Here is a 13,052-nt window from a genome sequence, read left to right as displayed (position 1 = left end):
TCCCGTTGGATTATTCTGTATTTTTGAGGAGAATGAAGTTGCCGACTGGTTAAGAGGGTTAATCAGTAAGCAGTGGTAATAATAAGGCATATAACAGAGGGTTAATAAAATGAAAGTTAAAGTACTGTCCCTCCTGGTACCAGCACTGCTGGTAGCAGGCGCAGCAAATGCGGCTGAAATTTATAACAAAGACGGCAACAAATTAGATCTGTACGGTAAAGTTGATGGTCTGCACTATTTCTCTGATGACGACAGCGTTGACGGCGACCAGACCTACATGCGTCTTGGCTTCAAGGGCGAAACGCAGGTTAATGACCAACTGACCGGTTACGGCCAGTGGGAATACCAGATTCAGGGTAACTCCGGCGAAAACGAAAACAACTCCTGGACGCGTGTGGCGTTCGCGGGTCTGAAATTTGCTGACGCGGGTTCTTTCGATTACGGTCGTAACTACGGTGTTGTTTACGATGTCACCTCCTGGACTGACGTACTGCCAGAATTCGGCGGCGACACCTACGGTTCTGACAACTTCATGCAGCAGCGTGGTAATGGCTTCGCGACCTACCGTAACCAGGACTTCTTCGGTCTGGTTGATGGCCTGAACTTCGCGCTGCAGTATCAGGGTAAAAACGGTAGCGTAAGCGGTGAAGATCAGACCAACAACGGTCGTTCTGCACTCCGTCAGAACGGTGATGGCTACGGTGGTTCTATCACTTACGATCTGGGCGAAGGCTTCGGTATCGGTACTGCTCTCACCAGCTCTAAACGTACCAACTCCCAGAACGACATGGATTTCGGTACCGGCGATCGTGCTGACACCTATACCGGTGGTCTGAAATACGACGCGAACAACCTCTACCTGGCTGCACAGTACACCCAGACCTACAACGCGACCCGCGCGGGCGATCTGGGCTGGGCTAACAAAGCACAGAACTTCGAAGTGGTTGCACAGTACCAGTTCGACTTCGGTCTGCGTCCATCCGTGGCTTACCTGCAGTCTAAAGGTAAGGATCTGGAAAACGGCTACGGCGACCAGGATATCCTGAAATATGTTGACGTGGGCGCGACTTACTACTTCAACAAAAACATGTCCACCTATGTTGATTACAAAATCAACCTGCTGGACGAGAACGACTTCACTCGTAGCGCTGGCATCAGCACTGACGATGTCGTCGCGCTGGGTCTGGTTTACCAGTTCTAATCGCTTCATTGCGTGACTAAGGGGCCTTCTGGCCCCTTTTTTTGGGTCTTACAACGAGACCATTTTGGTGTACTCTTGCCGCCCTGGCATGAGGATATTAATGAATGGATATGACTTTTTTACGCGCCAGCGTTCTGGCTACGCTTTTTTTCCTGACAGCGTGTGACGCGCCTGCACCCTCAGCACAAACTGACGCGCCAGCGGCGACGGTGCTGGAAGGGAAAACGATGGGCACCTTCTGGCGCGTGAGCGTCATGCATCTCGACACGGCGCGGGCTGACGAACTTCGCGGCAAAATTCAGTCCCAGCTCGACGCTGACGACCAGCTGCTTTCAACCTATAAAAACGACTCAGCGCTCATGCGTTTTAACCTCTCAACCAGCACCTCTTTGTGGCCGGTGAGTGAAGCCATGGCCGATATTGTGACGGAGTCGATGCGCGTGGGGTATAAAACCAACGGCGCGATGGACGTGACCGTCGGGCCGCTGGTGAATCTGTGGGGATTTGGCCCCAACAAGCAGCCGGTGACCACGCCTGACCAGGCGGCGATTGATGACGCCCGCGCGCGCACCGGGCTGCAACACCTGACGGTCATTAACCAGTACGGTCAACAATATCTGCAAAAAGACATTCCCGATCTCTTTGTCGATCTCTCAACGGTAGGCGAGGGGTATGCGGCAGATCATCTTGCGGCGCTGATGGAGCGTGAAGGCATTTCCCGCTATCTGGTCTCGGTAGGCGGTGCGCTCGTCAGCCGGGGGATGAACGCCAGCGGCAAACCGTGGCGGGTGGCCATTCAAAAACCCACCGATCGGCAAAACGCGGTGCAGGCGATTGTGGATATCAACGGCCACGGGATCAGCACCTCGGGAAGCTATCGCAACTATTATGAGCTCGACGGTAAACGCATTTCGCATGTCATCGATCCCCAGACCGGCCGTCCGATTACCCATAATCTGGTTTCCGTTACGGTGATCGCGCCGACGGCACTGGAAGCGGACGCCTGGGATACCGGCCTGATGGTGCTCGGCCCGGAAAAGGCCAAAGAGGTGGCGCGGCAGGAACAGCTCGCGGTCTACATGATCACCAAAGAGGGCGACGGGTTCAAAACCTGGAGCTCGCCGCAGTTTACGGGCTTCCTGGTGAGCGAAAAAAATTAAAAAGCAAGGTTGCGGGTTTTTGTTCGGTGGCACTCGGGCAAGGTAGGATTATGCTTGTAAGAGGAGCTGATGATGAAAAACGTAACCTTTACTACCGATGAAGATCGCTGGCAAGCCGTGCTTGGCCGCGATCCTCGCGCCGATAATCAGTTTGTCTTTGCGGTACAGACGACGGGGATTTATTGCCGTCCGTCCTGCCGTGCCCGCCACGCGCTGCGTAAAAATGTCCGCTTCTATCCTGATGCTCAGCACGCTGTTCAGGACGGCTTTCGCCCCTGCAAACGCTGTATGCCGGACAAGCTCAACCCACATCAGCAGACGCTGGCGAAAGTTGAACAGGCCTGCCGCCTGCTGGAGCAGGATCCGGCGTTAACGCTGGAGGCGTTGGCGCAGAAGGTCTCCAGCAGTCCTTTCCATTTCCACCGTCTGTTTAAATCCGTGACCGGCATGACGCCTAAAGCCTGGCAGCAGGCCGCGCGGGAACACCGTCTGCGCAGCGCGCTGGCGCAGGGGGATAAAATTACCGACGCTGTACTGGCGGCAGGGTTTCCCGATAGCAGCAGTTATTATCGGAAAGCCGATGAGGCGTTGGGGATGACGGCAAAGCAGTACCGCAGCGGGGATGTCGCGGTTCGTTACGCCATCAGCGACTGTTCCCTGGGGCGTTGTCTGGTTGGCGAAAGCGAGCGCGGGATCTGCGCAATCCTGCTGGGTGATGACGATGCGACTTTAGAAGGGGAGCTGTTGACGCTGTTTCCCCGCGCGGAGCGAGAAGTGCTTGAAGGTCCGTTCGCGCAGCGCATCCAGCAGGTGATGAGCACTATTGACAGCCGCTCGGTGCCGCTGGCGCTTCCGCTGGATATCCGCGGAACGGCTTTTCAGCAGCAGGTCTGGCAGGCCCTTCGCAACATTCCCTGTGGTGAAACGGCAAGCTACCAACAGGTGGCAAAGGCGATGGGTAAACCCAATGCCGTACGCGCCGTGGCAGGTGCCTGTGCCGCAAACAAACTGGCGATCGTCATTCCCTGCCATCGCGTAGTGCGAAACGACGGGGCGCTTTCGGGTTATCGTTGGGGGACGGCACGAAAAGCGATATTGCTTAAACGTGAGGCGAGTCGCCGGGAGGATTAATGCTCGATCTTTTTGCCGATGCGGAGCCCTGGCAGGAGCCGCTCGCGCCGGGGGCGGTGATCCTGCGCCGCTTTGCGCTTTCCCGCGCAGCGGCGTTACTGACTGGCATTGATGAGGTGGCGGCCGTCTCGCCATTTCGCCATATGGTGACGCCGGGCGGGTATACCATGTCGGTGGCGATGACCAACTGCGGTCAACTCGGCTGGGCGACCAACGAACGCGGCTATCTGTATGCACCGAATGATCCCTCCACCGGCAGGCCGTGGCCGCCGATGCCGGATGCGTTTCAGCGACTCTGCCACGAGGCTGCGGTTGCCGCCGGGTATGCCGATTTTCAGCCGGATGCCTGTCTGATCAACCGCTATGCCGTCGGGGCAAAACTGTCGCTGCATCAGGATAAGGATGAGCCGGATCTGCGCGCACCAATCGTTTCGGTCTCTCTGGGTCTGCCCGCGGTCTTTCAGTTTGGTGGATTACGTCGTAACGATCCGCTTAAGCGTCTGATGCTGGAGCACGGTGATGTAGTGGTCTGGGGCGGCGAGTCGCGGCTCTTTTATCACGGCATTCAACCGCTTAAACCCGGCGTTCACCCGCAAACGGGGGCGTTTCGCTTTAACCTGACGTTCCGTCAGGCGGCTTATAGCGAATAAAAATAAGAATTATTCTTGATGTAAACGCAAGGCAGTTTACACTGCGGGCTGATTTTCTTGTCCGGATTGCTCTGCATGCAACTACTTCTTCTTGTCTGGCGTCAGTATCGCTGGCCTTTTATTGCGGTGATAGCGTTAAGCCTTGCCAGCGCCGCGCTGGGTATCGGCCTGATCGCCTTTATCAACGTCCGTTTGATTGAAATGGTCGACACCTCGCTGGCCGTTCTGCCGGAATTCCTGGGTTTATTGCTGCTGCTGATGGCGGTCACGCTGGGTTCACAGCTGGCCCTGACCGCGCTCGGCCACCACTTCGTTTTCCGTCTGCGCAGCGAATTTATCAAGCGGATCCTCGATACGCAGGTTGAGCGCGTGGAGCAACTCGGCAGTGCCTCCCTGCTTGCAGGGCTGACCAGCGACGTGCGCGCCATTACCATCGCCTTTGTGCGTCTGCCTGAGCTGGTGCAAGGTATCATTTTGACCTTCGGTTCGGCGGCCTACCTTGCCTGGCTCTCCACCAAAATGCTGGCGGTTACCGCGCTGTGGATTGTCATCACCATCTGGGGCGGGTTCCTGCTGGTGTCGCGCGTCTACAAACACATGGCGGTACTTCGCGAAACCGAAGATAAACTTTACAACGATTACCAGACGGTGCTGGAAGGGCGCAAAGAGCTGACCCTGAACCGCGAGCGCGCCGAGCATATTTTCAATAATCTCTATATCCCGGACGCGCGCGAATACCGGCATCACATCATTCGCGCCGATACCTTCCACCTGAGCGCGGTGAACTGGTCGAACATCATGATGCTGGGTGCCATTGGCCTGGTGTTCTGGATGGCGAACAGCCTGGGCTGGGCGGACACCAACGTGGCGGCAACCTACTCGCTGACGCTGCTGTTTTTGCGCACGCCGCTGCTCTCGGCCGTCGGTGCGTTGCCCACCTTGCTGAGTGCGCAGGTGGCGTTTAACAAGCTTAAGAAGTTCGATCTCGCGCCGTTTAAGGCTGAATTCCCGCGCCCGCAGGCTTTCCCGAACTGGCAGACGCTGGAGCTGCGTAACGTCACGTTCCGCTATCAGGATAACGCCTTCTCCGTGGGGCCGGTTAACCTGACGATTCACCGTGGCGAGCTGCTGTTCCTGATTGGCGGCAACGGCAGCGGTAAATCCACGCTGGCGATGTTGCTGACCGGGCTTTATCAACCGCAGTCGGGCGAGATTTTGCTGGACGGTAAGGCGCTGAGCGCAGAGAAACCGGAGGATTACCGTAAGCTTTTCTCGGCGGTATTTACCGACGTCTGGCTGTTTGATCGGCTGCTGGGGCCGGAAGGCCAGCAGGCCAATCCGGCGCTGGTGGAGAAGTGGCTTGGGCATCTGCAGATGTCGCACAAGCTTGAGCTTCAGGACGGCAAGATCCTGAACCTTAAGCTCTCGAAAGGGCAGAAAAAGCGCGTGGCGCTGCTGCTGGCCCTGGCGGAAGAGCGTGACATCATCCTGCTGGATGAATGGGCGGCCGATCAGGACCCGCATTTCCGCCGCGAGTTTTATCAGGTGCTGCTGCCGCTGATGCAGGAGATGGGCAAAACCATTTTCGCCATCAGCCACGACGATCATTACTTCATTCACGCCGACCGTCTGCTGGAGATGCGCGACGGCACGCTGAGCGAGCTGACCGGTGAAGAACGCGATGCAGCATCGCGTGACGCTGTGGCACGCACGGCCTGAGTGCGATTGTGCCGGGTGGCGGCTTCGCCTTACCCGGCCTACTTTTTTTAACCACCCTCGCTGTTTTTTTACCCATCCCGCCCCGTTGTTTATTCTTATTTACATATCCCCGCGCTATGCTTAATGCCAACTCATTTAATGGATTTATGATTGATGTCGGTATTAAAGAAAAACAGCGCCAGACAGCGTGACCAGGAGCGTGCGCGACTTATCTGGCTTCTCACGACCGATAAAGCGGTCACTTCTGCGTTATTAGGCAAACTGACCCTGGCTGAGCAATATGATGTCGGCACCTTAGCCGACGATATTGCTGAGGTAGGTGCGCTGGTTGCTCATTTACCCCCACCGGATCTGGCGGATACTCTCGAAGCGCTTCCCTCGGAAGAACGTCACGCCCTGTGGCGGCTGGTGCAGGATCACGAGCGCGGACAGGTGTTGCTTGAGGCGTCGGAAAACGTCTGGGACGACCTGATCGATGAGATGAGTGACCGCGATATCCTGGATGCCCTGCAAACGCTGGATATCGACGAGCAGATTTACCTCGTTCAGCACCTGCCGCGAAACCTGACCGGTCGCCTGCTGGCGTCACTGCCTGCGGAGGAGCGGGCGCGCGTGCGTCAGGTGATGCACTACGAGAAAAACAGCGTCGGCGCGATCATGGAGTTCGGCGTCATCATGGTGCGTCCTGACGTCACGCTCGGTACGGTGCAGCGCTATTTGCGACGTCTGGGCAGCATGCCGGACAACACCGATAAACTGTTCGTTACCTCCCGGGACAAAACTCTGCTCGGCGAGCTGGAGCTGAAAACCATCCTTCTGAACAGTACCCAGCGGCGGGTGAGCGAGGTGATGGAAACCGAGCCGATGGTCTTCTCTCCGGAAGACGATGCGGAAAAAGCGGCACGAACCTTCGAACGTGACGACCTTGTGAGCGCGGCGGTAGTGGATTCCGTCGGCAAGCTGATGGGGCGTCTGACCATCGATGAAATCATTGACGTGGTTTATGAAGAGACCGATAACGATTTACGTGCTCTCGGTGGGATCAGCGCGGAAGATGACGTCCATGCGTCCGTGGGCAAAGCGGTCAAAACCCGCTGGGCGTGGCTGGCCATTAACCTCTGTACCGCGTTTATCGCCTCCCGGGTGATTGACGGCTTTGAGCACACCATTTCACAGCTGGTGGCGCTCGCCTCGCTGATGCCGATCGTCGCAGGGATTGGTGGTAACACCGGAAACCAGACGATAACCATGATCGTTCGCGCCCTGGCGCTGGAAAATATTCAGCCGGGTAACTTTTCGTGGCTCATTTTTAGAGAGATGGGCGTCGCGCTCATTAACGGCCTGGTGTGGGGCGGGATTATGGGCGGCATCACCTGGTGGTTGTACGACGATATGGCGCTGGGCGGCGTGATGATGCTGGCGATGGTGCTGAACCTGCTGGTGGCGTCGATAATGGGCGTGATTATCCCGCTGACGATGACCAAACTGGGGCGCGACCCCGCGGTGGGGTCGAGCGTGATGATTACCGCCATCACCGATACCGGTGGTTTCTTTATTTTTCTTGGGCTGGCGACGATTTTTCTTCTGTAGCCCGACGTTTAATGCGAGCGGGAAGCAGTGCCATGACGATAATCCCGCCCAGTACGCCAATCGCCAGATTCCCGGTTGATACCGTGGCGGCAACGGTGACCAGCATGACCACCGTTTCCGCTATCGGGGCATTTTTTACCGTTGCAGGCTGAAGGCTGTGCCAGCTGAAGGTTTTAACGGCGACAATCGCCATGATCCCCGCGAGCACCGCCATCGGGATTTTGGCCATCACGTCGCTGAGCGCCGTCACCAGAATCAGCAGCACGATGCCCGCCGCAAGCGTTGAAATACGGCTTCGGCCCTTGCCCATCTCCACGTTGACGATGGTCTGTCCGATCATCGCGCAGCCCGCAATGCCGCCATAAAAACCAGACAGAATATTGCCGACGCCTAATCCAATGCTTTCGCGGCGTTTACTTGATGGCGTTGCGGTCAGCTCATCCACCAGCTTTGCCGTCAGCAGGGATTCCAGCAGGCCGACAAACGCGATGCTCAACGCGCACGGCCAGATAATGCTCAGCGTCTGCACATTGAGCGGGACCAACAGCTCGGTAAGCCCCGGCAAACCGCCGCTCATGGAGCCTTCATCGCCCACGGTCGGCAGGATTTGGCCGGTTGAAACGGTGAACAAGGTTAACAGCACAATCGCAATCAGCGGGGAAGGGATGCTTTTGAAATAGCGCGGCACCCACAGCACGATCAGCAGCGTCAGCACGAACAGGCCCACAATCAGCGGGCTTCGGCTCCAGAAATGCGGCACCTGTGCGAAGAAGATCAAAATGCCCAGGGCGTTAACAAACCCGGTCATGACCGACTGGGGAATAAAGCGCATCAGTCTTGCCATGCCCAGTACGCCAAACAGAATCTGAATCACGCCAGCCATCAGCACGGCGGGAAGAATGTACTGTACGCCATGCTGATGCACCATTGGGCCAATGACCAGCGCCACGGAACCGGCCGCGGCTGTGACCATCGCCGGACGACCACCGAGTACAGACAGGGCAAGACACAACACCACGGAGGCGATCAGGCTGACCTTCGGGTCAACGCCCGCCACCACGGAAAATGAGATGACCTCGGGGATCAGCGCCAGAGCGGTGATCACGCCCGCCAGCATTTCACGCGTCAGCAGCTTAGGGGAACGCAGCACGTTGGCTACGCGGTCTTCGGGAGATACAGCTGAATGGGGTAAGGACATAACAGTTCGCTGGTTAGGGCAGGCTTCCGTGCGCGCGATCACAAAGTGCAGCATAGTATCCACAAAATTCAGTGATTGCCAGTTGCCAGCGTAATCCCCTACAAACAATCCATCATTAAATTTCACAATTACAATAATTTCGTAACCTTTAAACAATATTTAAAAGTTGTTACCGTGCCTCCGCAGCTTTTTTCACCTGCAATTTCCACGCATCAAGCACTTTTACACTAAGGCATAAATTATGAAAAAAATGACTGCCATGCTCTTTTCTCTGGCCGTGGGGCTTAACACCGTCTCAATGGCGGCGAAAGCAGACGCACCAAAAGAGCAGGAAACGGACGTCCTATTAATTGGTGGCGGTATCATGAGCGCCACGCTGGGAACTTATCTGCACGAACTGCAGCCGGACTGGTCCATGACCATGGTTGAACGCCTCGATGGCGTGGCGCAGGAGAGCTCTAACGGCTGGAACAACGCCGGTACCGGACACTCGGCACTCATGGAACTGAACTATACGCCGCAGAAAAAGGACGGTTCCATTAGTATCGAGAAGGCGGTAGAGATCAACGAAGCGTTCCAGATCTCACGCCAGTTCTGGTCACACCAGGTCAACAGCGGCGTGATGCACGATCCGCACTCCTTCATTAACACCGTACCGCACATGAGCTTTGTGTGGGGCGACCAGAACGTCAACTTCCTGCGCGCGCGCTATGCCGCTCTGCAGCAGAGCACCTTGTTCCGCGGGATGAAATACTCTGAAGATCATGCCCAGATCAAAGAGTGGGCGCCGCTGGTGATGGAAGGTCGTGACCCGAATCAGAAAGTAGCAGCGACCCGTACCGAAATTGGTACTGACGTCAACTACGGTGAAATTACCCGTCAGCTGGTCGCGTCACTGAAGAAAAAAGAGAACTTCAATCTGCAGCTCAGCACCGAAGTGCGCGGCTTTAAGCGCAACGCGGACAACAGCTGGAGCGTGACCGTTGCCGATCTGAAAAACAATGAAGCCGAACACGTGATCAAGGCGAAATTTGTCTTCATCGGTGCCGGCGGTGCGGCGCTGAAGTTGCTGCAGGAGTCCGGTATTCCTGAAGCTGACGACTATGCGGGCTTCCCGGTCGGCGGCCAGTTCCTGGTCTCTGAAAACCCGGAAGTAGTGAACCGTCATCTGGCGAAAGTGTACGGTCAGGCTTCCGTGGGCGCGCCACCGATGTCCGTTCCGCACATCGACACCCGTATGCTTGATGGTAAACGCGTCGTACTGTTCGGGCCGTTCGCGACGTTCTCCACCAAGTTCCTGAAAAATGGCTCCCTGTGGGATCTGCTCAGCGCAACCACCACCTCTAACGTGAAGCCAATGATGGACGTGGGGCTGGATAACTTCGATCTGGTGAAATACCTGATTAGCCAGGTGATGCTCTCTGATGACGATCGTTTCGAGGCGCTGAAAGAGTACTACCCGCAGGCGAAGAAAGAAGACTGGCGTTTATGGCAGGCGGGTCAGCGCGTACAAATCATCAAGCGCGATCCTAAAGAAGGCGGCGTGCTGCGTCTGGGTACCGAAGTGGTGAGCGATAAAGATGGCACCATTGCCGCGCTGCTGGGTGCGTCACCGGGTGCGTCTACCGCTGCGCCAATCATGCTGCACCTGATGGAAAAAGTGTTTAAAGATAAAGTCGCCAGCCCAGAATGGCAGGCGAAGCTGAAAACCATTATTCCATCTTACGGTACGAAGCTGAACGGTAACGTGGATGCGACGGAGCAGGAGCTGGAGTACACCAGCCGTGTACTGCAGTTGCAATACGTGAAGCCACAGGCGGCGGATGCTGCGCCAAAAGCGGAGCTGAAGCCTCAGGCGGAAAACAAGCCGGTTGCGGATATCGCGCTGTAGTGTAAAAAAGCCGGGTGGCGCTGACGCTTACCCGGCCTACGTTCGATGTTGTTTTGTAGGTCGGGTAAGGCGAAGCCGCCACCCGACTTATTTTTAACGTACGACCGCTTGTCCGACAGTTTCATCTGCCTTCCACACGCGATACTTCACTTCCACGTTTTCAGGCGTATAGACCACGATCGGCAACTTGCTATTATAGCGCAGCAGGCTGTTATCACCCAGATACGCGGTGACAAATTTCTTCTCTTTTTTGCCGTCCGGACACGCCATCATGGTGGAAACCGGCGACGTCACTTTGTCGAAGACATAGTAGTCGTAACCCCAGCCTTCCAGGGTTTTGCTTTCCAGCTGACCGCCCAGACGGTGCTGGTTGCAGTCCACTTCCAGCGTCTTGCCGATTAACAGCTCGACTTTAAAGTTCGCTTCTTCCTGCTGCGCCGGTAACTGAATTACCTGACGCTTCATCCCTTTTTCCGCTTGCGGATACGGCGCGACTTTTTCAAGCGGCTGTTCACTTTGCGTGTTACTGGCGAAAGCCCCGGTGCTGACACAGGCGGCGATAAGAGCGATAGCAAATTTAGGTGCGTTTTTCACAGTCATTCCCTTCAGTCAAAACGATCCTGCCGAGATTAACATAACTACCATGAATGACTGGAGTGATTTACTTATATTTTCATTAAGTGCAGTGTAATGAACTGCACTTTTGCGTTAAAAATGGTTTTTAATGCTAGTGTGGAGTCGGTGGGGAGATCGTGTTATTTTAAGCGTCAGATAATGTTATTCATCTGTAAAGGGAAGAGAGATGGTTCGCGCAAAACTGAAAACACCTGAAGGCCGTAAATTCCTGCTGGCGCTGCTGGTTGTGTTTATGATTGCTGCTGCATGCGTTGGACGGGCAACCATTGTTGGCGTCATTGAACAGTACAACATTCCCCTCTCTGCATGGACGACCAGCATGTACGTTCTGCAATCGGCGATGATCTTTGTTTACAGCCTGGTGTTCACCGTTCTGCTTGCCATTCCGCTGGGCATTTTCTTCCTGGGCGGACGCGATAAGCACTGATCGTTTATCGGCGAGAATCAAGCCAGCCTCTTGGGCTGGCTTTTTTTATGTCTGATGATATTTATTCGCATTTCCAGGATATTCTGTGTCGAACGAGATGGTTCTACAGAAAGCAGGAGATGCTCAATGTTATCCCGGTTTGCAACGCTCAGCCGGATCCCGAAAGGAGTCTGGGTTGTAGGTGGCGTTAGCATGTTGATGGATATCTCCTCGGAGATCATTCACAGCCTGCTGCCGTTGTTTATGGTCACAACGCTCGGTGCCAGCGTGATTTTCATCGGTCTTATTGAAGGTTTGGCAGAAGCCACGGCGCTGTTTATTAAAGTCTTTTCCGGTGCAATCAGCGACTACCTCGGCAAGCGAAAAGGGCTGGCGGTGTTGGGCTACGGGCTGGGCGCGCTGAGTAAACCGCTGTTCGCCATCGCCTCGTCATCCGGCATGATTCTGGGGGCACGACTCATCGACCGGGTGGGGAAGGGCATCCGCGGCGCACCGCGGGACGCGCTGGTCGCTGACGTGACGCCGCCCGAACTGCGCGGTGCGGCGTTCGGGCTGCGTCAGTCTATGGATACCATCGGCGCATTTCTTGGCCCCTTGCTGGCCGTCGGGTTAATGCTGCTGTGGAACGACGATTTTCGCACCATATTCTGGATCGCAGTGATCCCCGGCCTGCTCGCGGTAGCGTTACTTTTCTTCGGACTTCGTGAACCGAAAACCCCTGTCGAACATAAGCGAACCAATCCGATTAAAAAAGAGAACCTGAAGCGGCTGGGCAAAGGCTGCTGGTGGGTCATTGGACTGGGGGCCGTCTTCACTCTGGCTCGCTTTAGTGAAGCGTTTCTGGTGCTTCGCGCGCAGCAGTCGGGCGTCCCGCTGGCGTTGATCCCACTGGTGATGGTGGCCATGAACCTGCTCTATTTCCTGTCAGCCTATCCTTTTGGCAAGCTCTCAGACGCAATGAGCCACACCCGGCTGCTGCAGTGGGGATTGGTGGTATTGATAGGTGCCGACGTTGTGCTGGCGCTGAGTACCCACTGGGGCGGGATTATTTTAGGCGTCGCGCTGTGGGGCTTGCACATGGGTATGACGCAGGGACTGTTGGCGGCAATGATTGCGAAAACTGCACCAGCGGATTTACGCGGCACCGCCTACGGCATTTTCAGCATGGTCAGTGGCGTTGGCTTGCTTATTGCCAGCATGGGGGCAGGAGCGATCTGGGAAGCGGCAGGCGCAGAATATACGTTTTATGCCGGGGCGGTGATTTGCCTGGCTACGCTGGTTTACTTGCGTAAAACGCCGGACGCGCTGCAATAAAAAAACCAGCCGTAAAAGGCTGGTTTTAAAAGTTTTGGTCGGCACGAGAGGATTTGAACCTCCGACCCCCGACACCCCATGACGGTGCGCTACCAGGCTGCGCTACGTGCCGACGCATGAAAGGAATACTACTCG

11 protein-coding genes and 1 tRNA gene are annotated in these 13,052 nt (G+C 55.9%); 9 read left to right on the top strand and 3 right to left on the bottom strand.

Features of this window, described 5'->3' with window-relative positions; all coding sequences use genetic code 11:
- The first annotated feature begins 109 nt into the window (after positions 1-109).
- The 6 genes from HV355_RS04130 (at position 110) to mgtE (ending at position 7,451) form a co-directional block, all read left to right on the top strand.
- Positions 110-1,201 carry a porin OmpC gene (locus tag HV355_RS04130; protein ID WP_182401001.1) on the top strand — a complete coding sequence of 364 codons (1,092 nt, stop codon included), beginning with the start codon at positions 110-112 and terminating at the stop codon, positions 1,199-1,201.
- 104 nt (positions 1,202-1,305) lie between these two features.
- Entirely contained in the window at positions 1,306-2,361 is a 1,056-nt protein-coding gene (apbE, locus tag HV355_RS04125; protein WP_089597938.1) for an FAD:protein FMN transferase ApbE, read from the top strand.
- A 72-nt stretch (positions 2,362-2,433) separates the two neighbouring features.
- A complete protein-coding gene (gene ada / locus HV355_RS04120; protein ID WP_182401239.1) occupies positions 2,434-3,492 on the top strand; it encodes a bifunctional DNA-binding transcriptional regulator/O6-methylguanine-DNA methyltransferase Ada in 1,059 nt (352 codons plus the stop codon).
- Entirely contained in the window at positions 3,492-4,142 is a 651-nt protein-coding gene (gene alkB / locus HV355_RS04115; protein ID WP_182400999.1) for a DNA oxidative demethylase AlkB, read from the top strand. Before ada ends, alkB begins: the two co-directional genes overlap by 1 nt.
- Positions 4,143-4,217: 75 nt before the next feature.
- Positions 4,218-5,861 (top strand): multidrug ABC transporter permease/ATP-binding protein, encoded by a 1,644-nt coding sequence (locus tag HV355_RS04110; RefSeq protein WP_182400997.1) that lies wholly within the window; start codon positions 4,218-4,220, stop codon positions 5,859-5,861.
- Between the two features lie 153 nt (positions 5,862-6,014).
- The gene (gene mgtE / locus HV355_RS04105) at positions 6,015-7,451 is read left to right on the top strand and encodes a magnesium transporter (protein ID WP_042716638.1); all 1,437 of its coding nucleotides are present in this window, start codon (positions 6,015-6,017) and stop codon (positions 7,449-7,451) included.
- Here mgtE and HV355_RS04100 read toward each other — a convergent pair.
- Positions 7,414-8,703 carry a SulP family inorganic anion transporter gene (locus HV355_RS04100; protein ID WP_182401237.1) on the bottom strand — a complete coding sequence of 430 codons (1,290 nt, stop codon included), beginning with the start codon at positions 8,701-8,703 and terminating at the stop codon, positions 7,414-7,416. The two genes, mgtE and HV355_RS04100, sit on opposite strands and share 38 nt — an antisense overlap.
- Before the next feature lie 187 nt (positions 8,704-8,890).
- Here HV355_RS04100 and mqo point away from each other — a divergent pair, with 187 nt between their 5' ends.
- Complete coding sequence (gene mqo / locus HV355_RS04095) at positions 8,891-10,540, top strand: malate dehydrogenase (quinone) (RefSeq protein WP_089597942.1); 1,650 nt, start codon at positions 8,891-8,893, stop codon at positions 10,538-10,540.
- Between the two features lie 93 nt (positions 10,541-10,633).
- On the opposite strand, the gene eco is transcribed toward mqo, so the two are convergent.
- Complete coding sequence (gene eco / locus HV355_RS04090) at positions 10,634-11,140, bottom strand: serine protease inhibitor ecotin (protein ID WP_108416617.1); 507 nt, start codon at positions 11,138-11,140, stop codon at positions 10,634-10,636.
- Positions 11,141-11,342: 202 nt separating this feature from the next.
- Here eco and HV355_RS04085 point away from each other — a divergent pair, with 202 nt between their 5' ends.
- The gene (locus HV355_RS04085) at positions 11,343-11,603 is read left to right on the top strand and encodes a DUF2534 family protein (protein WP_010433451.1); all 261 of its coding nucleotides are present in this window, start codon (positions 11,343-11,345) and stop codon (positions 11,601-11,603) included.
- A 126-nt stretch (positions 11,604-11,729) separates the two neighbouring features.
- Entirely contained in the window at positions 11,730-12,917 is a 1,188-nt protein-coding gene (locus HV355_RS04080) for an MFS transporter (protein WP_182400995.1), read from the top strand.
- A gap of 35 nt (positions 12,918-12,952) precedes the next feature.
- Here HV355_RS04080 and HV355_RS04075 read toward each other — a convergent pair.
- Positions 12,953-13,029, bottom strand: a tRNA-Pro gene (locus HV355_RS04075).
- Positions 13,030-13,052: the final 23 nt, after the last annotated feature.

Source organism: Enterobacter sp. RHBSTW-01064 (genome assembly GCF_014103035.1).
In the GTDB taxonomy this organism is placed as follows: Bacteria; Pseudomonadota; Gammaproteobacteria; order Enterobacterales; family Enterobacteriaceae; genus Enterobacter; species Enterobacter mori.
Note: the sequence above shows the minus strand (reverse complement) of the source record. Positions and strands in the feature narration are given on the sequence as shown.

Coding starts and splice junctions, on each gene's coding strand:
- eco (WP_108416617.1), bottom strand. CDS start 11,140: ATGACTGTGAAAAACGCACCTAAATTTGCTATCGCTCTTATCGCCGCC.
- ada (WP_182401239.1), top strand. CDS start 2,434: ATGAAAAACGTAACCTTTACTACCGATGAAGATCGCTGGCAAGCCGTG.
- apbE (WP_089597938.1), top strand. CDS start 1,306: ATGGATATGACTTTTTTACGCGCCAGCGTTCTGGCTACGCTTTTTTTC.
- HV355_RS04085 (WP_010433451.1), top strand. CDS start 11,343: ATGGTTCGCGCAAAACTGAAAACACCTGAAGGCCGTAAATTCCTGCTG.
- HV355_RS04080 (WP_182400995.1), top strand. CDS start 11,730: ATGTTATCCCGGTTTGCAACGCTCAGCCGGATCCCGAAAGGAGTCTGG.
- HV355_RS04130 (WP_182401001.1), top strand. CDS start 110: ATGAAAGTTAAAGTACTGTCCCTCCTGGTACCAGCACTGCTGGTAGCA.
- HV355_RS04100 (WP_182401237.1), bottom strand. CDS start 8,703: ATGCTGCACTTTGTGATCGCGCGCACGGAAGCCTGCCCTAACCAGCGA.
- alkB (WP_182400999.1), top strand. CDS start 3,492: ATGCTCGATCTTTTTGCCGATGCGGAGCCCTGGCAGGAGCCGCTCGCG.
- mqo (WP_089597942.1), top strand. CDS start 8,891: ATGAAAAAAATGACTGCCATGCTCTTTTCTCTGGCCGTGGGGCTTAAC.
- HV355_RS04110 (WP_182400997.1), top strand. CDS start 4,218: ATGCAACTACTTCTTCTTGTCTGGCGTCAGTATCGCTGGCCTTTTATT.
- mgtE (WP_042716638.1), top strand. CDS start 6,015: ATGTCGGTATTAAAGAAAAACAGCGCCAGACAGCGTGACCAGGAGCGT.